15 protein-coding genes are annotated in these 18,441 nt (G+C 49.8%); 8 read left to right on the forward strand and 7 right to left on the reverse strand.

Annotated features, from left to right (window positions below; genetic code table 11):
- Positions 1-2 precede the first annotated feature (2 nt).
- The 3 genes from kdpB to kdpF are packed head-to-tail and all read right to left on the reverse strand — an operon-like array spanning position 3 to position 3,813.
- On the reverse strand, positions 3-1,997 hold the full coding sequence (gene kdpB / locus QWF21_RS15340; RefSeq protein WP_330088923.1) for a potassium-transporting ATPase subunit KdpB: 1,995 nt from the start codon (positions 1,995-1,997) through the stop codon (positions 3-5).
- Positions 1,997-3,724, reverse strand: a complete 1,728-nt coding sequence (gene kdpA / locus QWF21_RS15345; protein WP_330088924.1) for a potassium-transporting ATPase subunit KdpA — start codon at positions 3,722-3,724, stop codon at positions 1,997-1,999. Before kdpA ends, kdpB begins: the two co-directional genes overlap by 1 nt.
- Before the next feature lie 8 nt (positions 3,725-3,732).
- Positions 3,733-3,813 (reverse strand): K(+)-transporting ATPase subunit F, encoded by an 81-nt coding sequence (kdpF, locus tag QWF21_RS18185; protein ID WP_407935305.1) that lies wholly within the window; start codon positions 3,811-3,813, stop codon positions 3,733-3,735.
- 418 nt (positions 3,814-4,231) lie between these two features.
- On the opposite strand from kdpF, the gene QWF21_RS15350 reads away from it, so the two are divergent.
- Together QWF21_RS15350 and QWF21_RS15355 are read left to right on the forward strand one after the other, a co-directional pair.
- Entirely contained in the window at positions 4,232-4,495 is a 264-nt protein-coding gene (locus QWF21_RS15350; RefSeq protein WP_330088925.1) for an AbrB/MazE/SpoVT family DNA-binding domain-containing protein, read from the forward strand.
- Entirely contained in the window at positions 4,482-4,871 is a 390-nt protein-coding gene (locus QWF21_RS15355) for a type II toxin-antitoxin system VapC family toxin (RefSeq protein WP_330088926.1), read from the forward strand. Before QWF21_RS15350 ends, QWF21_RS15355 begins: the two co-directional genes overlap by 14 nt.
- Before the next feature lie 2 nt (positions 4,872-4,873).
- On the opposite strand, the gene QWF21_RS15360 is transcribed toward QWF21_RS15355, so the two are convergent.
- The gene (locus QWF21_RS15360; protein ID WP_330088927.1) at positions 4,874-5,839 is read right to left on the reverse strand and encodes a LysR family transcriptional regulator; all 966 of its coding nucleotides are present in this window, start codon (positions 5,837-5,839) and stop codon (positions 4,874-4,876) included.
- Between the two features lie 152 nt (positions 5,840-5,991).
- Between QWF21_RS15360 and QWF21_RS15365 the strand changes: the two genes are divergently transcribed.
- Together QWF21_RS15365 and QWF21_RS15370 are read left to right on the forward strand one after the other, a co-directional pair.
- Positions 5,992-7,203, forward strand: a complete 1,212-nt coding sequence (locus QWF21_RS15365; protein ID WP_330088928.1) for an MFS transporter — start codon at positions 5,992-5,994, stop codon at positions 7,201-7,203.
- A 3-nt stretch (positions 7,204-7,206) separates the two neighbouring features.
- Complete coding sequence (locus QWF21_RS15370; RefSeq protein WP_330088929.1) at positions 7,207-7,773, forward strand: hypothetical protein; 567 nt, start codon at positions 7,207-7,209, stop codon at positions 7,771-7,773.
- A gap of 5 nt (positions 7,774-7,778) precedes the next feature.
- Here QWF21_RS15370 and cysB read toward each other — a convergent pair whose 3' ends face one another.
- Positions 7,779-8,756, reverse strand: a complete 978-nt coding sequence (gene cysB, locus QWF21_RS15375) for an HTH-type transcriptional regulator CysB (RefSeq protein WP_330088930.1) — start codon at positions 8,754-8,756, stop codon at positions 7,779-7,781.
- Positions 8,757-8,935: 179 nt separating this feature from the next.
- On the opposite strand from cysB, the gene QWF21_RS15380 reads away from it, so the two are divergent.
- On the forward strand, positions 8,936-9,628 hold the full coding sequence (locus QWF21_RS15380; protein ID WP_330088931.1) for a sensor histidine kinase: 693 nt from the start codon (positions 8,936-8,938) through the stop codon (positions 9,626-9,628).
- 37 nt (positions 9,629-9,665) lie between these two features.
- A complete protein-coding gene (locus QWF21_RS15385; RefSeq protein WP_330088932.1) occupies positions 9,666-10,436 on the forward strand; it encodes a hypothetical protein in 771 nt (256 codons plus the stop codon).
- A gap of 40 nt (positions 10,437-10,476) precedes the next feature.
- On the opposite strand, the gene topA is transcribed toward QWF21_RS15385, so the two are convergent.
- The gene (topA, locus tag QWF21_RS15390) at positions 10,477-13,071 is read right to left on the reverse strand and encodes a type I DNA topoisomerase (protein WP_330088933.1); all 2,595 of its coding nucleotides are present in this window, start codon (positions 13,069-13,071) and stop codon (positions 10,477-10,479) included.
- Between the two features lie 217 nt (positions 13,072-13,288).
- Between topA and astB the strand changes: the two genes are divergently transcribed.
- Entirely contained in the window at positions 13,289-14,632 is a 1,344-nt protein-coding gene (gene astB / locus QWF21_RS15395; protein WP_330088934.1) for an N-succinylarginine dihydrolase, read from the forward strand.
- Positions 14,633-14,698: 66 nt separating this feature from the next.
- Here astB and QWF21_RS15400 read toward each other — a convergent pair whose 3' ends face one another.
- On the reverse strand, positions 14,699-16,789 hold the full coding sequence (locus QWF21_RS15400) for an Ig-like domain-containing protein (RefSeq protein ID WP_330088935.1): 2,091 nt from the start codon (positions 16,787-16,789) through the stop codon (positions 14,699-14,701).
- A gap of 307 nt (positions 16,790-17,096) precedes the next feature.
- Here QWF21_RS15400 and QWF21_RS15405 point away from each other — a divergent pair, with 307 nt between their 5' ends.
- The gene (locus QWF21_RS15405) at positions 17,097-18,437 is read left to right on the forward strand and encodes a dicarboxylate/amino acid:cation symporter (RefSeq protein ID WP_330088936.1); all 1,341 of its coding nucleotides are present in this window, start codon (positions 17,097-17,099) and stop codon (positions 18,435-18,437) included.
- Positions 18,438-18,441 lie beyond the last annotated feature (4 nt).

Consider the following 18,441-nt stretch of genomic DNA (forward strand, 5'->3'; position numbering starts at 1 on the left):
ACCTATAGAAACATCGACAAAAACATATCAATCCCTTTAATCGCCACGAATGGCACCAGAACACCACCCAAGCCATAGATCAGCATGTTGTGCTTTAACAACACATCGGCTGTGGCAGCTTTCAAACGAACACCTCTCATGGCTAATGGAATTAAGGCAGGGATGATCAATGCATTAAATATCAAGGCAGAGACGACAGCAGTACCAGGACTATGAAGTTGCATAAAATTCAGTGCCGCAATACTGGGAATTGCCCCCGCAAACACTGCAGGAATAATGGCAAAGTACTTGGCAACATCATTGGCCAACGAGAAGGTGGTTAAAGCGCCACGCGTGATCAACAGCTGTTTGCCAATCTCAACCACGGCCAGTAGCTTGGTAGGATCCGAATCCAAATCCACCATGTTGCCAGCCTCTTTGGCTGCTTGCGTACCATTGTTCATGGCCAAACCAATGTCCGCTTGGGCAAGTGCAGGCGCATCGTTGGTACCATCCCCAACCATCGCAACCAAACGGCCTGCGTCTTGCTCTTGTCGGATCAATTGCAGCTTGTCTTCAGGCTTTGCTTCAGCAACAAAGTCATCCACCCCAGCCTGGGCGGCTATCACCCCCGCGGTCACCGGGTTATCCCCTGTTACCATAATGGTTTTAACGCCCAATGCCCGTAAGCTGGCAAAACGCTCCGCGACGCCAGGTTTAATCACATCGGTTAAAGCGACAACACCAAGAATGGCCGTATCCATGGCAACAACCAAGGGGGTGCCACCCGACTTGGCAACCTGATTGACCAGAAGGTCAAGATTCGCCGGGATCCGCAACTCACGTTGCAATGCCCATTTGATGATTGCATCGGCAGAGCCTTTTACCGCGATGCTTTGGTTGGTAAGGGTGTTTCCGGAAATGCGGGTTTCAGCAGTAAATGGAATGGACTCCTGAATAGCAACCTCTTCCGGCAGGTCGGTGTGATCAAGTGTTAGCTTGAGAACAGACTTTCCTTCCGGGGTTGGATCGTTCAAAGAGCTGATACCTGCCGCTATGGCAAGCTGAGTGATGCTTACCCCTTGCACTGGTAAAAACTCTGTAGCCTGGCGATCACCATAAGTAATGGTGCCCGTTTTATCCAGCAATAAGGTATCAATATCACCGGCGACTTCAACCGCCTTACCAGACTTGGCAATCACATTGGCTTGTAAAGCACGGTTCATACCGGCTATACCAATCGCAGGCAACAACCCGCCGATCGTGGTAGGTATAAGGCAGACCAGCAATGCAATCAGCATCACATAATCCAGCCTTACGTCCAAAAAACTCGCCATAGGAGGCAGGGTCGCAACCACCAACACAAACACCATCGTCAGAGCGGCAAGCAACACGGTTAACGCTTGCTCATTGGGTGTTTTTTTCCGTTCAGCCCCCTCGACCAGGGCAATCATTTTATCCAGAAAGCTATGACCTGGCTCCTGGCTCACTTGCACAATAAGCTCACCTGTCAGCAAAATGGTACCAGCAATCACACTTGAACGATCAGTATTTGCTTCCCGGAGTACGGCAGCAGACTCTCCTGTTACCGCCGACTCATTGACGGTACCGAACCCCTTAAGGATTTCACCATCGACAGGAATCACCTCACCCGCTTTGACCAAGACCTGATCACCGGGTTTTAACAGTGATGCATCCACACTATCGAGCTTCCCTGCGCTGATGCGTGTCGCTTTTAACGCAGCACGCGTTGCTTTAAGGGACTGAGCCTGGCCTTGCCCCCGAGCTTCAGCAAAAGCTTCTGAGAAGTTTGCAAACAACAGCGTGAGCAATAAAATGACACTGCAACTGATCGCCAATCCAAATGGCTGTTGCTGCAACATTAGTTGAAAACTAAGCAACAACGACACCAGTGTACCAAGCCAGACAACAAACATGACCGGGTTCTTAAAAGCATGTTGCGGTAACAGCTTCACCAAAGAAACCATGATGATGCTCTTGAAATTAGAGGTTTGCATTAGAACGACTCCTTACCAATCACCGCAAGCTCCAGACCTTCACCAATAGGTCCCAATACTGCGGATGGCAGAAATGAAAGGAAATTCAACATTAAGATCACCACCACCAACGTGATGCAAAAGGTCAGGCTGGATAATGTAATGGCGTTGCTGGATTGCTGTGAAACCCGCTTTGAGGCCATCATGCCTGCTACAGCCAATGGCAAGATGATTGGCAAATAACGGCCAAGCAACAAGGTAAGAACAGCAGATAGATTCCACCAGGGCGTATCATCATCCAGTCCCTCAAAACCAGATCCATTGTTGGCAAAGGCAGAAGTGTACTCATAGAAGACCTGTGAAATACCATGGAAACCGGGATTGGTGTTGCCTGTTAAAGATGGAAATGCCACTGTCACCGCAGTCAGTACCAAGAGTACAGCTGCAGGTAATACCACCAAGCCTCCCAACAGACTTATCTCTTTAGTTTCTAGTTTACGACCAAGCAATTCCGGTGTTCGCCCCGTCAATAAGCCCGCCAAAAACACCGCAATCCAGACATAAACAATAAAGTTAATCAAGCCGCTACCAATACCACCCCAGATGGCATTGATCAGCATACCGGCCCGTGTAGTTAGCCCTGCGATTGGATTCAAAGAGTCATGCATGGCATTGACAGAGCCATTCGAGGTTTGGGTGGTTAACGTTGCCCACAGTGCAGAAGTATCCGAACCAAACCGGAATTCTTTTCCTTCCATATTCGAACCAGGGTGACTTAAATCAGCCAAGGCCGCATTTTGCTGTCGCTCGCTGTATATCGTCGCCGTGATCAAGCTCAGACTGAGCACGCCCATAACGACAAAAGCCATCGCCGAGAATGAACGGCTCCGTAGCACTGAGCCGGCCATCAATACCAGTGCAATAGGGATTAACCATATGGCGATCAGTTGCAGAACATTGCTTAGCGGAGTCGGGTTCTCATATGGGTTGCTGCTGTTTGGTCCAAAATAGCCCCCGCCATTGGTACCAAGTTGTTTAATGGCAATCATAGCGGCCGCAGGCCCACGAGGGATTTCTTGCTGCACCACCTCAGTGGCAGGATCTAAGGTTGTCGCCAGGGCAGCCCCTTGAAAGGTGCTGGGTGTACCTTGCCAAACCAACAACAATGAAAGTACGAAGGCAATGGGCATCAGTACCCGAAACACCGCCCGGGTCGTATCAACATAAAAGTTTCCCAGATCCCGCGGTTCCCCTTCTTTAGCGCTCTGATGATTACGGCCACCAGACATAGCACGTAATATTGCCAAGCAAGCAGCCAAACCCATCGCCGGTGTCAAAAACTGCAACGTAACAATCAACGTTCCTTGCGATAGATACGTCAGTTGAGCCTGACCGCTGTAATGCTGTTGATTGGTATTGGTTAAGAACGACACAGCCGTATGCAAAGCAAGATCCCAGCTCAACGCCCCTATGCCATCCGGGTTTAAGGGGAGAATATGCTGAAACTTAAGAATGAGAAATGCCAGGATACCAAACATCAAGTTTGTTAGTAGAAAAGCTTTCGCATAGACTTGCCAAGTCATGCCCTGCGACGCCTGAACACCTAACAAGGTGTATACACGTGATTCAAGCGGCAGAAACAGTCGATCACTAAAGTGGGGACTTTGATTAAATACCCCTGCCATATAGCGACTTAATGGCCAAGCCAGTGCTAGTGTCAGCAAAATAATCGTAGAAACCTCAAGCATAACTTCTCCTAGAACTTTTCTGGGTAAAACATGGCGAATGCCAAGTAGACCATCAGAAAAATAGTGATAAGCGACAACAATGTATTCATGGATACCTCCTGATTGGAGGCATGATTCTCTGAGGTTTTGGCGTAATTTTTCTAGATTAAGAAGCCGTGGATGGCATAAAGAATGTCTAAGTATGAATAAAGAAAGTGTAAAGTGCGACGCTGTGCTTCAAACTATTCATTAAGCTCTGCTAATTTGTCCTGTTGATACAGGCTTTCAAGCTCTGCGGCCTTTTGCTGTGCAGCTAATTGCTGCTCGTCTTGATTGATTTTCTGCATATGACTATTTTCCTTAATGTACTGGATACCCTGTTCATTTTTTTTAAAACGCCAACGAGTTAATAGTAAACTTTTGCAGCATAATATCACCAGAAACCTTGCTTCGTTAAAGCCATGATTCTTGACAAACGGCATCCGGCACCATAATCTTACCTAAGTCTTACTTTACGGAATAGCTGCTGTGGAAACCACCAAATTATCCAGCAAAGGCCAGGTAATTATACCGAAGCATATCCGGCAATCTCATCACTGGGAATCAGGTTTAGAGCTGCAAGTAATTGAACAAGATGGTGGTGTTTTGCTAAAGCCGAAAGCCCCCTTTACTCCAACCACACTGACAGAAGTTGCTGGCAGCTTGCCCTATTCTGGCAGCCGCAAGACCAATGCAGAGATTGAAACCGCAATGAAGCAAGCCGCGAGAAAGGCCTGGCGTGATAGCAATTGATACCAACATCATTGTCCGGCTACTCACCAAGGATAATGCAGACCAGTACGAAGCCAGTCTAAAACTATTTGAGGCTGAACAAATTTTTATACCCGATACCGTGATTCTGGAAACTGAGTGGGTACTACGCTTCGCATACGACTTCGAACCCCAGCAGATTTGCGCAGCACTTAGAAAGTTGTTTGGTTTGCCAAACGTGGCTTTATCCAATCCGTATCTGGTAGCACAAGTTTTGGACTGGCATCAGCAAGGATTGGATTTTGCCGATGCTTTTCATTTAGCCCAAAGCCAGCAGTTGCCGACTTTCAAAACCTTTGACGAAAAACTGATTAAAGCCGCCAAAAATCGTTCCTCTTGCATCGTGCAAAAACCCTGAGCTCAGTGGCGAAAACTAACCAGCGGTGTCAGCTGCTCAGCCCAGGTGTGATGTGCTCCCTCGCCCTGCGCTTCTAAAAACTCCAGCAAACCGTCGAGAAAGACTCTGACCCGGGCGGGCAAATAATCGCGCTTGGGGTAAATGGCAAAAACGCCGTTGTCTGGCTCCGGTGGCCGGTAGTAAGGATACAGCGAAACCAAAGCCCCGCTTTGCAACCCCTCTTTGGCCAGAAAGTGTGGCAACTGCGCAAAACCCCCGCCATCGGCACAGAGCTGGGCCATGGCTTCGCCATCATCGGTGATATGCCTTGGCTGCAAAGCAGTGGGTTGATAGTTGCCATCGGCATCTGGCAGTAGAATCGGTTGCAGCTGCTGGGTTTGTTTGATGCGAAAACCTATCCAGGCATGCTGGGTAAATTCATCGGCACAAATCGGGGTGCCATGCTTGGCCAAATAGCCAGGGGAGGCACAGACCAGAAAATCCATCGGGCTTAAGCGCCTTGCGACCAGCCGACTGTCTTTGATGTAGCCGGTGCGCAGGGCGATATCGATGTCGTTTTCTATCAGATCGACATACAGATCGTTGAGTTGCAAATCCAGCTGTATCGCCGGATAACGCTGACTGAATGCCTGTAGCATCGGGCGCAGATAGAGATGGCCGTAACAAACAGCGCATGTGATCCGAAGCACCCCGCCTGGCCGGTCATTTAATTGCTTTAGCTCACGCTCGCAGCAACTAAGCTCCTGCATCATGCTGCGCACCGTCGCCGCATAACGCCGGCCTGCCTCGGTAATGCTTAAACGCCGGGTTGAGCGTTGAAAAAGAGTCAGTGCCAATTGCGCCTCAAGCCGCCCAATAGCTTTGCTTACGGTAGAAGGATCCGTGCCGCAGCTTTTGGCTGCAGCGGCGAAACTGCCACCATCACAAGTCGCTAAAAAGATCTCCAACAAACGCAGTTTGTCCATCATTACTCACTGCCTGCGGCCCTACAATCAACCCAACATACCATGAAATTCATGAATTGTATTCATGAGTGAAAGGGTGTTACAGCTAATTTTCTTTTTAGTGCACGGCCATAGAATACCAGCCAACAACGAGCAGCAGCATACAGAGGATAATAATGTTGCGTATTTCAACATTTTCTACGGCCATAGCAACGGCCAGCAACCAACCAGGCCTTCGCCACTGGCTGGCAGCCCTGCTGCTCGCCTTTATCACCATGAGCGGCTTGTCTTACATCAACTTTCTTCCGGCTCTGGTCAGTGCGCTGGCCGGTGAGATTGGTTTTAGTGAGGTACAGGCGGGCCAAATCGTAGCACTGAATGGCTACGGTGCTTTGTGTGGCAGCAGTCTGGCAATTTTTTTGGTGCGAAACATCCGTTATCGCCCAGTGCTGATGACAGCTTTACTGCTGTTGGCAAGCATGGATATTGCCACCCTCTGGCTGGATGATTTCTTGCTGCTGCTCGGCTGGCGTTTTCTCGCCGGCCTGGCTGGTGGTCTCGCCCTTGGCTTGGGTGTGGCCCTGCTGGCACGACACCCTTACCCCGATCGGGCCTTTGGCGCTTTATTGTTTGTGCAATTCAGTGTTGGCTCCCTGGTGATATACCTGCTACCCACACTGGAAGCCATGCTCAGTGCCCATGCTGTCTTTTATGTGATGGCCAGCTTTGCAGTGCTCAGCCTGGTGTTTGTGTGCTTACTGCCAACTGGCCGGCTGCTGGCAGTTCCCGCTCAGGCACCAGGTGCGTCACTCGGCTCTGACCGACGCAGTGCTGTCATCACGGTGCTGTTGCTGCTGGCAGCTATGCTGGTGTACCAAATCGCCGCCAGTGCCATCTGGGCTTATGCTGCGTTAATTGGCACAGCCGCTGGTATCGCCAATGAAACCGTCAGCACCACCATCGCCGTTACCGGGATGCTGGGCTTGCTGGGCGCTCTGTTACCCATGATGTTGGGCAATCGCTATGGTCGCCTCCCCTGGCTGATTGCTGGCTGCGTGTTGTCCATCAGCGCTGCCGTCCTGCTCACTTTTTCCGGGCAAGGCCCGTACTATACCCTGGCACTGGCACTGTTGTTCTTTTCCTGGCCAGCAGTGCAATCCTTCTTGTTAGCGGCTACTGCAGTCTTGGATAGCACCGGCCGGCTGGCCACCATCGCGGCAGTGGTATCTTCTATCGGCCTGGCAACAGGACCTCTGCTGGCATCGGCATTAATCACTGAGGGCAATTTCAGCCAGATGCTGCAGGTCGGCGCCAGCCTCTTTGTGGTCAGCCTGCTGTTGCTGTACAAGCCTATTCTTTGGTCCGGACAGCACGCTAAGGAAGCTTAACTTATGATTCGTTACCTATTGAATAAAATGCTGCTAACGCTAACAAAGCACTACCACTACGATGTGCGCTATCAACAGGATATTCTGCAAGCTGATCTGGCTGCGTTTTTAAAGTTCATGGGGTTTCAGACCATGGCGACTCACTCAGGCCCGGTACCGCTTGATGCACTCTACGCCGCCAGAATAGGCGCTCTCCTGTCGGAAGACTGTGGCCCCTGCACCCAACTGGCGGTGGATTTGGCACTCGAGGCCGGGGTACCCCCTACCATCATCCAGGCCATTGTGCAGCGAGATGTAGCAGCCCTACCAACGGAAGTGGCCCTGGTGGTGAACTTTACGGAGCTGGTGTTAACCCGCAAGCCGGAGGCGGATGCGCTACGTGAAGACGATGTTCTGCGTGAAGAGATAGTGGCACTGTGGGGACAACAAGGGCTTATTGCCCTTGCTTTTGCGATCAGTGCGTACCGGGTATATCCTGCGCTAAAGTACGCATTGGGTTACGGTAAAGCCTGCAACCAGGTTATTGTTGCGCAGCAAGCTGTGGTACCAGGTAAAGCACCAGAACAATAGTTCAGCTAGCGTGTTGGCAACTTGAACGACGAAAACATCGCATCAATGTCTTCCTGATTGCGCAACATGTTGGCTTTTTCTACCACATCCTTGGTGAGATGAGGGGCGAAACGCTGAATAAAATCATACATATAGCTACGCAAAAAAGCGCCTTTTCGGAAGCCTATTTTGGTGGTTGATGCTTCAAACAAGTGACTGGCATCCAAGGCAACCAGATCATGATCCAACACAGGATCAATCGCCATGGTGGCCAGCACCCCCACTCCCAGGCCAAGACGGACATAGGTTTTTAACACATCCGCATCGGTTGCGGTAAACACAATTTTGGGCTCCAGGCCACAAGCGTTAAAAGCTTTATCCAGCTCAGAGCGACCGGTAAAACCAAACACATAAGTCACAATCGAGTACTGAGCAATATCTTCTACGGTCAACTTGCGCTGCAACTTGGCCAGCGGATGCTCAGCGGTCACAATAATACTGCGATTCCAATGGTAACAAGGCAGCATCACCAAATCGCCATACAAATGCATGGCTTCGGTAGCAATGGCAAAATCAGCATCCCCACGGGAGGCTGCTTCCGAAATTTGCTGTGGTGAGCCCTGGTGCATGTGCAATGTCACTTTGGGGTATTTCTGAATAAAGCCACCGATCACTGGCGGCAATGCATAACGGGCCTGTGTGTGGGTGGTGGCTATATTCAACTTACCCTGATCCGGCAGGGTATGCTCTTTCGCCACCGCTTTGATGCTTTCTACTTTCGCCAGAATTTGCTGCGCGATATCAATGACTTCTTTGCCCGCAGGCGTGACGTGGGTTAAGTGCTTACCACTTCGTCCAAAGACCTGAATACCAAGTTCATCCTCCAGCATCCGGACTTGCTTGCTGATACCCGGCTGCGAAGTGAATAAACTTTCAGCCGTAGCTGAAACATTGAGGTTATGGTTTAACACCTCGACAATGTAGCGTAATTGCTGAAGTTTCATCAGACGGTTCCCTGTTACAATGCACGGGCAAGCAGCTGGATATTCCAGTTAACTTAAGATACTGTATGGTTCTATAACCAATAGTAGCTAAAAATGCATGGAAAGAGTAGGCATCTGCTATACGAAAAATCATTTTTCGAGTACTTTAGATGCAACCATCGCAGGAATGAGTAGCACGCATGAGTAATTCCTTACCGCCGATTGATTTTGCCTCGGTGCTGGCCTCGTCAGTGCATGATATGAAAAACTCCTTATGCATGCTATTGCAATCCATTGAGTTGATGCACAACGAGCTGGAGCAAAAAGCTCCTGATACGCAGCAAGAGCTGGCCAAAATTCATTATGAAGCCAACCGCTTAAATACCAATTTACTGCAACTGCTGTCGCTCTACCGGTTGGAACGAAATCAGCTACCTTTGCAGATTGATGATTATTACCTGATTGATATTCTTGAAGAAATACAGCTCAAGAATGAATTGTATATTGAGCAGAAACAAATCCAGTTACAAATCCAATGCGACGCAGACCTGCACTGGTTTTTCGATCGGGACCTTATCACCAACCTGGTCAATGATATCGTGGTAAATGCAATACGCTATACTCAACAACAACTTACTATTTGTACTTTTGTCCGTGATGGCTGGCTGTGCATAGAAGTGCATGACGATGGCGCTGGCTTTCCGGAAGCGATGCTTACCAACAGTGACTTGTTGATGGGTAAAACCGAGTTAAGCCGTGGACACACCGGGCTTGGCTTGTTTTTTGCACACTTAATTGCGCACGCCCATCAACATCAGGGCCGCAGAGGTCAGATCGCACTTAGCAATGGAGGCATTTTTGGTGGTGGCTTATTTCAACTGCAACTGCCCTGAGACAGGGTTACAACACAGACAGGATTTCGAGGTTTAGATGCTATTAACATTGATCATTATTCTGGTCATTGCCCTGGTCATCATTGCTGTGATAGTGAACGCTGTCCAGCAACACCGTAACCGGATGGCCTCGCTAAAGCGTGCTGAGTTCAGCAAGCTTCGTACCATCCTGGAAGATACCGAAGATATCCTGATCAACTCGGCCAACGTGCCGATGAGCCCTGCCATCAGCCAGGTGCTACTGCGTCGCATCGCCTACACATTAAAGGCCATGACTGAACTGGAGCCTGGTTCGAAGGACATTAAAAACCGTTTGCACGAAACACAAAACCGTCTAAAAGAACTCGGCAATAATACCGCGGACATTCAGGTGCCTGAAGGAATTAGTTTGCCGGATGACGACAAAGCACTGATCAGCCTGATCCAGGGAATCAAAAAGCTTCGCCTGATCCTGCGCTCTGAGCATGCCAAAGGCAATGCTGAAACTCAGGTGGTTATTCAAGAAGATCGCCGGCTGGAGGCACTGCAGCTGCGTATTAACGTGGAGAGCCAGATTAAGCGTGGGGTCAAAGCCCGCTCAACCCAGATGCTTGGATCCGCCCGCCAGTACTACGAAAAAGCCCTGGCGGCGCTGCAGGGAGCCCCGAACCAAACCGATTATGTGGTAACCCGCAAGTCGGAAGTAATACAAGCGCTGGAAGAAATATCCAATGAGCTGAAAAACAGCAATCAGCGTGATCGTGACAAGAAAGCCGAACTGGAAAATAAAGATCTGGACGAGTTATTTGCCCCTAAACGCAAATGGTAAAAACCAGCCGAAGCTGGTTTTTACCATCTTTACAGCCGCATTACTTTGCCTTATCGGTCACTTTCCAGCGGCCATTCTCAAACCAGGCTGACCAGCCCGTTGCTTTGCCATTCGCTTCTGACATCACGTACTGCTGCTTGGTTTTTCGGCTCCAACGGACAATGCTGGGGTTTCCTTCCGGATCTTTGACCGGAGCATCTGCCAAATAGTAAAACTTAGGCGACAAGCGCTCACGAAAACGCACCAGTTCCTCTACCAAAGGCGCCCGGGTTTCGCGTGATTTCGGGAAAGTAGACGCCGCCAGAAAAATCCCTGCAGCTCCGTCCCGTAACACAAAGTATGCATCTGACTTTTCGCACTTTAACTCAGGCAAATGCACAGGATCTTCTTTCGGTGGCGCAGCCTCACCATTGCGCAATAATTTGCGGGTGTTTTTGCAATCGCTGTTGGTACAGCCGAAGTACTTACCAAAACGGCCAGATTTCAGCTGCATATCCGAGCCACACTTATCGCACTCAATTACAGGGCCATCGTAGCCTTTGATTTTAAAGCTGCCCTGCTCAACCACAAAACCATCACAGCCTGGGTTATTGCCACAGACATGCAGTTTACGCTTTTCATCAATCAGGTAAGAATCCATCGCCGTACCGCATTTGTCGCAACGACGCTTTTGACGCAAGGCTTCGGTTTCCTGCTCCTCATCATCAACATCAGCTATGGCTTCATCACCAGACACCAGATTCATGGTGGTGGTGCAACGCTCCTTGGGTGGTAGCTGATAACCGGAGCAACCAAGGAATACACCGGTTGAAGCAGTGCGGATCCCCATCTTACGGCCGCAGGTTGGACAATCGATATCAGTAAGCACAAACTGGTTGGCGCGCATGCCTCCGTCTGCTTCATCGGCTTCCGCCAACTTGAGCTGCTCTGAAAAGCCAAGGTAGAAACTATCCAGGACTTCACGCCATGACACTTCGCCATGAGCAATATCATCCAGTTTAAGCTCCATATTGGCGGTAAAATCAAAGCTCATCAGCTCTTCAAAATTGTCACGCAGGCGGTCGGTAACGATCTCGCCCATTTTTTCGGCGAAAAAACGTTTGTTCTCAATACGAACGTAACCACGCTCCTGGATGGTTGAGATAATAGAAGCATAGGTAGAAGGACGACCAATACCCCGTTTTTCCAACTCTTTGACCAGACTGGCTTCACTAAAACGCGCTGGAGGTTTGGTAAAGTGCTGTTGCGGATTGAGCTGTTGCAATGCTAACTGCTCCCCCGGCTTTACATCCGGCAACACATGATCTTCTTCACCTTTTCGCTTTACTGCTGGCTGCACTCTGGTCCAGCCATCAAACCGCAATACCCGGCCTTTTGCTTTTAACTCGTACTCACCCGCCTCGACCGTAATGGTGGTTACATCGTACTGCGCTGCCGGCATTTGACAAGCTACAAACTGGCGCCAAATCAGTTCGTACAGCTTGCGGGCATCGGCTTCCATATCCCCAAGCGTGCTGGCCTTGACCTGCACATCGGATGGACGTATGGCTTCGTGCGCTTCCTGTGCATTGTCTTTACTGCCATAACGCAACGGTGCCGGTGGTAAATACTGCTTACCGAAGTTCTGCTCAATGTAATCACGGCAGGCATTGACGGCATCCTGGCTCAGGTTGGTCGAGTCGGTACGCATGTAAGTGATATGGCCAGCTTCGTAGAGCCGCTGCGCCAACATCATGGTTTTTTTCACCCCATAACCAAGCCGTGTACTGGCAGCTTGCTGCAAGGTAGAAGTAATAAAAGGCGCGGATGCCTTACTGCTACTCGGCTTATCCTCCCGCTTGGCAACCCGATAATCGGCTTGTTGCAATTGCGCCAGTGCCTGCTCAGTTTGCGCCTTATTGACGGGTCGGAAGCTTTGTCCCTGATGCCTGCTTACATCAAGCAACAAGGCAGTCGCTGACGCTGTCGTGGTATCCGCCTGAACCGTCCAGTACTCTTCCGGGTTGAACGCCTTAATTTCGCGCTCACGCTCCACCACCAAGCGCACGGCAACAGATTGCACCCGTCCGGCCGATAAGCCTCTGGCAATTTTCTTCCACAACAGTGGGGAGACCATAAAGCCAACAACCCGGTCCAGAAAACGTCGGGCTTGCTGTGCATTCACCCGATCAACATTGACCTCTCCCGGCTCTTCAAAGGCTTGCTGGATAGCGTTTTTGGTAATTTCATTAAAAACCACCCGTTTGAACTTGCCGGGCTCACCACCAATAATTTGCTGTAAATGCCAGGCTATGGCTTCCCCTTCCCGGTCCAAATCCGTTGCCAGATACACCGTATCTGCTTTGTCAGCCAGAGTTTTTAACTCTTTCACCACCTTCTCTTTGCCGGGCAAAATCTCATACCTGGCCTGCCAGCCATTCGCCGGGTCGATGCCCATGCGATCTACCAGTGCCTGATACGCTTTTTCCTCTTTACTTAGCGATGTATTGGCTTTTTTGGCTTTCTCTTTGCTGGAGCTGGTAGGTAAGTCGCGAATATGCCCTACGCTGGATTTCACAACAAAGTTTGTGCCCAGGTACTTGTTGATTGTCTTTGCTTTTGCCGGTGACTCGACTATAACCAGTGATTTCGCCATCTGAACCTTAAAATGCCTTAATGTGTGCGCCAATGGAATCTTCTTTTTTAACGTATATCTGCAAACTGAAGTTGTGACAAGCCCATAAACTCATTATTATGCAGTTAAGCCCTGTTTTTTGGGCTTCTTGGTGATTAAACCACCAAATCAATGAAGCAAATCCCTTATGGCCAAATAAAAATAACAGTGCCAGTCAAACGAAAGGATCTAAGCAAAAATGAAGTATTTTGAAGCAAATTTTGATGGCCTGGTAGGCCCAACCCACAACTATGCCGGTCTATCGGTAGGCAATGTGGCCTCCCTGAACAATGCCCGCAATACCTCCAGTCCGCGCCAGGCGGCCAAACAAGGCTTGCAAAAAATGAAAGCCTTGCAGGATCTTGGCTTGGTTCAGGGAGTATTGGCCCCGCAAGAGCGGCCGGATGTTTATACATTGCGACGGCTGGGCTTTACCGGCAGTGATCACGATATCATTAGCAAAGCAGCGAAACAAGCACCGGCAGTGTTGCGGGCCGTTTGTTCAGCATCCAGCATGTGGACGGCCAATGCCGCCACCATTTCGCCCAGCGCTGATACGGCTGATGGTAAAATCCATTTTACCCCGGCCAATCTGACCAACAAGTTCCATCGCTCATTGGAGCCCGACACCACTGGCCGCATCCTGCAAGCCATGTTTGCAGATCCAAATCATTTTGCCCACCACCGTCATTTACCGGATAACGATCATTTTGGTGATGAAGGTGCTGCCAATCATACCCGCTTGTGCAGTGAGTACGGCGCCAGAGGCGTCGAGCTTTTTGTGTTTGGACGCTATGCCTTTGATACCACGAAAGCAGCACCTAAGCGCTTCCCTGCCCGCCATACACTGGAAGCCTGTGAAGCAGTTGCGCGTTTGCATGGCCTATCGGAAGAGCATGTGGTGTACATGCAGCAAAATCCGGATGTGATTGATCAGGGCGTGTTCCACAACGATGTGATTGCTGTTGGCAACCAGAACGTGCTGTTCTATCACCAGCAAGCTTTTGTCGATAAAGAGCAAAAGCTGGCAGAGTTACAACGTAAATTCGGTAACAACAGCGAGCTGCATCTGATTGAAGTAAAAGATTCGGAAGTAGCGGTCGATGATGCCATTAAAACCTACCTGTTCAACACCCAGGTGATTACGCTGCCAAATGGTGAAATGGCCATCATCGCCCCTACCGAGTGCCGGGAGAATGAGCGGGTAGCAGGTTATCTGGAGCAGCTGACCGGCCGTGGCACTCCTATCCGCCAGGTACATTATTACGATGTAAAACAAAGCATGCGTAATGGTGGCGGCCCAGCTTGCCTGCGCTTACGTGTTGCCATGAGCGAACAGGAGCGCCAGGCCGTCAATCCTCATGTGTTACTGACGGATGAACTGTTCGCGACGCTGAATCAGTGGGTTGATAAGCATTACCGCGATACAATCAGTGAAGCTGATTTGGCCGATCCGCAACTGCTGCAAGAGTCTCGCGCAGCTCTGGATGAGCTGACGCAAATCATGCATTTAGGTTCGGTCTATCCTTTCCAACGCGGTTAATTACTCAGCTTGCAAACATAAAAAAACCCGCGACAGTATCGCGGGTTTTTTGTATGCAAAACTTGCTCAGAATGCATCGCCACAATTGGGGCTTATTCCAAATGGGTTGGCCGGTGGACTAACGGTTTCAGTTGTTAAATCACTGGCTGCAGCTGTCAGTGTATATTCACGGTAACTTATGTTTTCTGTTCCAGCGGCAAAACCTGTGACCTGTAAGCGAATATCAACCCAAGGTGCAACATCTCTGTTGTAGGTCACATGGAACACAGCAATGCCATCGCCATTTGATGTCACCGTAGCTGGAACAGTGGCAACATTCCCTGGGGTTAGCAAACCATCACCATTGGTATCCTCACCAAGATCCAAAATACCATTAAAATTGACATCTTCGCTTAAACAATGTGCCGATGTCTGAGCTTCCCAGCTTTTGAAGCTTGCAGGCGGCGGTGGCGCAGGTACCCAAATCCCTTTTCTGTAACGCAATGACACCGCTGCAACATTCAGTGGCTGATTGGCGACAGGATTACCGGAAGCATCGGTCACAATAATTGAAAACTCTTTGCGGTAGGTGCTGGCACTGGGTGTTTCAATGCTATTGCCCGTGCCAAAGCGGAAGAACAAGGTTCTGCCGCCAACTGCAATATCGGTTGAGTCCGTCACAGCGGCATTGTCCACCAGTGACGCAGATACCACCAGATTTTCACCGTTTACTCCTGCACCTGTGGTTTGATCAGCCGTAAAGGAAGTCGTAGCAACACCCTGCGAATTGGTGGTGGCGGTGCCAGAACTAATAGAGCCACCAGCACTGTTATCCAGTGAGAAAGCAACCAATTGATTTTTCACTGGGTTGTTGTTTGCATCCCGCACGATGGCCCGAATTGAACTACTGTCCCCTGGCACCAACTGTGCTGGGAAAGCCTGTACTTCCATTTTGCTGGGGTTTGTGGCCACAAACTCAATCACCTTTTGGGTGCTGACTTCGTTATCCCCACCACGCGCTGAAATGGTGGCTAAACCAGCAAAGGCGGACTGGATAAAAACACTGGCCCGCCCCGCTCCGTCGGTAGTGGTTTGTGCCACTACATTGCCATCATTTAAACCAGCGATGGAGCTGGCAATGCTGCCACGAGTGGTTGAAAAAAGCACATCATTATTAGCATTCGGTACAGCATCGGTTAACCATTCCAAGCTCATACCGCTCGGTGTGTTCAGGTCCACTTCGGGTATTGCCGCTTCATTTTCCGTTGCTTTTAGAAATACAAAGCTGTCGGCTTTAACACTAAGCTTCACAGACTGGTTCAAGCCTAACGCAGACACCAGCAAAGTATCATCACCACTGGTCACCGCATCGTAACTGATACTAACCTGACCATTGCTGCCGGTAGTTGGTGACGTTTGACTGAGTGGATTTCCAAGCTCAGAAGACACCGTTAACACTTCATTGGCAATGCCCTGACCACTGGCATCTTGCAATGAAAAGTTAATCGAAACCTGATCGCCCAGCACAACAGCTGATGGTGCAGCCACTTCCAGGCTGGTGCCAACCACCCGAACCAACAGTTCGTCCCGAACATTACTCACCCGGGCACTGACAACAATATCACGCACAGATTTATCAATCTGGCTGGTAAGCTTGGCTTTGGCCACACCATCTTGCTCTGTATTGGCTGATGTCACTACCAGCTCACCCGAGTCGGTAGCAAAAATGACTGGAACCCCAGCAAGTAAAACATTGTTGCTATCACGAACTAATGCGGATAGTTGGAGCACATCAGAAGCTCCCGAGCCTAATTGCGTGCGATCAGCCAGCAAGCGAATGCTGGAAATAGTGACGCTGGTCTCACCTCCACCATCACCAGCCGAATTAAAGCCAGCCGAAGCGGTGCGGGTTGTTTCACCATCCGGATACACATATTCAGCGGTTAATTGCCCGGCACCACTGACATCCGTGGCACTAAGAGTGATGGATGCTACCCCGTTGGCATTGGTTAATGCCGTGCCGGTATTGGTAGATAATGAAGCAAGATTAGATGGAGCCATGGAAAATGCAATCACCTGCCCAGCAACATTGCCGGTTGAGCTGGTGAGTGTCGCCGTTGCGGTCAGTGGTTGTTCAGCTGAAAGCAACGCACTTGCTTCGCCTGTGCTGTCAGTCAAGCTGAGTTGCACTGTGAATGCCGGAGCTGAGCCCCCGGTTCCACCGTTACCTCCACCATCAAGAGTTCCACCACCACCGCAGGCAGCCAGGAGGAAAGAAAAAATTACCGAAGTGCATATAAGCTGAATTAAACGCATCCACAGGCTCCAAAGCTTTATAATTGTAATTGTTTGATCTCTATTCTGTATCTTAACCTAGGATTTATCCAGCCGTCACAGCCTTTTTTAAAAAAAAATCAATTGCTGTTGGTTGTCTTAAGGCAAACTGATAACCTTAAGCATCTTTGAATCCAACCTGAACTGCGCTATGCAAAACAATAAAAAACTAAGCCTGACCAGCCGAATTGTGATTGGCATGCTGGCAGGCATGGTGTTAGGTGCTGGTCTGCAATGGCTGTTAGCCGGCGAGGACGAGCGGCTGATCCCATTATTCCTGTTCGATTTGCCGGTCAAAGCATTCTTTATCGATGGTCTTTTCCATATCGGCGGGCAAATTTTTATTGCCAGTTTGCAAATGCTGGTGGTGCCTCTGGTTTTTATCTCTTTGGTCTGTGGCACCTGCTCACTGTCGGATGCCAGCACCCTTGGCCGTTTAGGGGCCAAATCAGTCGGGCTTTATCTCTTTACTACTGCCATTGCCATTACCCTGGCCATCAGCGCCGCTTTATTAATTGGGCCTGGCCATGGTGTCGAATTGCAAAGCGATGTTAACTTTAGCACCGAAGAAGCCCCTGGGCTGGCACAAGTGCTTATCAATATGTTTCCCCGCAACCCCATCAATGCGATGGCAGAAGGAAACATGCTGCAAATCATTATTTTTTCCGTGTTATTTGGCATTGCTACAGCTATGAGCGGTAAAACCGGGGAACGTATCGCGGACTTATTTCAGGATCTGAATACCATCGTCATGAAGTTGGTCACCATCTTGATGAATCTGGCTCCCTATGGGGTCTTTTGTTTGATGGTTCGGGTATTCAGTACCATGGGACTGGATATGTTCAGCAGCCTCGCTGCTTATTTCTTTGTGGTACTGGGCATCTTGCTGTTGCATGGCTTCCTGACCTACCCACTGCTGCTAAAATTGCTGACAGGCCTGAATCCGGTAATCTTTTTACGCAAAATGCGGGATGCCGCCTTATTTGCTTTTAGTACCTCCAGCAGCAATGCCACTATTCCGGTCACGCTGGAAACGGTGACCAAAAAGCTGGGGGTAAAAAACAGCATTGGCTCTTTTACTGTGCCGCTTGGCGCAACCATCAACATGGACGGCACAGCCATTATGCAAGGGGTTGCCACCGTCTTTATTGCCCAGGTGTATGGGGTAGATTTAACGCTAACCGATTATTTAATGGTGGTGCTAACGGCTACCTTAGCCTCTGTAGGGACAGCAGGAGTGCCGGGTGTGGGCTTGATTATGCTGGCGATGGTGCTGCAACAGGTGGGTTTACCGGTAGAAGGCATTGCGCTGATTATTGGCGTGGATCGCTTGCTGGATATGACTCGCACCTCGGTCAATATTACCGGTGACTCCATGGTGAGCTGCGTGATCGCAAAAAGCGAAAAACAACTGGATGAAGCGGTGTTTAACGACCCGGATGCCGGTCGTAAAGATGAGTCAGTTGATTTTAAACACTTGCACAATAGCTAACAGG

Origin of the sequence: Alkalimonas mucilaginosa (assembly GCF_036327005.1) — a bacterium.
In the GTDB taxonomy this organism is placed as follows: Bacteria; Pseudomonadota; Gammaproteobacteria; order Enterobacterales; family Alteromonadaceae; genus Alkalimonas; species Alkalimonas mucilaginosa.

Coding starts and splice junctions, on each gene's coding strand:
- QWF21_RS15385 (WP_330088932.1), top strand. CDS start 9,666: ATGCTATTAACATTGATCATTATTCTGGTCATTGCCCTGGTCATCATT.
- astB (WP_330088934.1), top strand. CDS start 13,289: ATGAAGTATTTTGAAGCAAATTTTGATGGCCTGGTAGGCCCAACCCAC.
- QWF21_RS15380 (WP_330088931.1), top strand. CDS start 8,936: ATGAGTAATTCCTTACCGCCGATTGATTTTGCCTCGGTGCTGGCCTCG.
- QWF21_RS15360 (WP_330088927.1), bottom strand. CDS start 5,839: ATGATGGACAAACTGCGTTTGTTGGAGATCTTTTTAGCGACTTGTGAT.
- QWF21_RS15370 (WP_330088929.1), top strand. CDS start 7,207: ATGATTCGTTACCTATTGAATAAAATGCTGCTAACGCTAACAAAGCAC.
- kdpA (WP_330088924.1), bottom strand. CDS start 3,724: ATGCTTGAGGTTTCTACGATTATTTTGCTGACACTAGCACTGGCTTGG.
- cysB (WP_330088930.1), bottom strand. CDS start 8,756: ATGAAACTTCAGCAATTACGCTACATTGTCGAGGTGTTAAACCATAAC.
- kdpF (WP_407935305.1), bottom strand. CDS start 3,813: ATGAATACATTGTTGTCGCTTATCACTATTTTTCTGATGGTCTACTTG.
- kdpB (WP_330088923.1), bottom strand. CDS start 1,997: ATGCAAACCTCTAATTTCAAGAGCATCATCATGGTTTCTTTGGTGAAG.
- topA (WP_330088933.1), bottom strand. CDS start 13,071: ATGGCGAAATCACTGGTTATAGTCGAGTCACCGGCAAAAGCAAAGACA.
- QWF21_RS15405 (WP_330088936.1), top strand. CDS start 17,097: ATGCAAAACAATAAAAAACTAAGCCTGACCAGCCGAATTGTGATTGGC.
- QWF21_RS15365 (WP_330088928.1), top strand. CDS start 5,992: ATGTTGCGTATTTCAACATTTTCTACGGCCATAGCAACGGCCAGCAAC.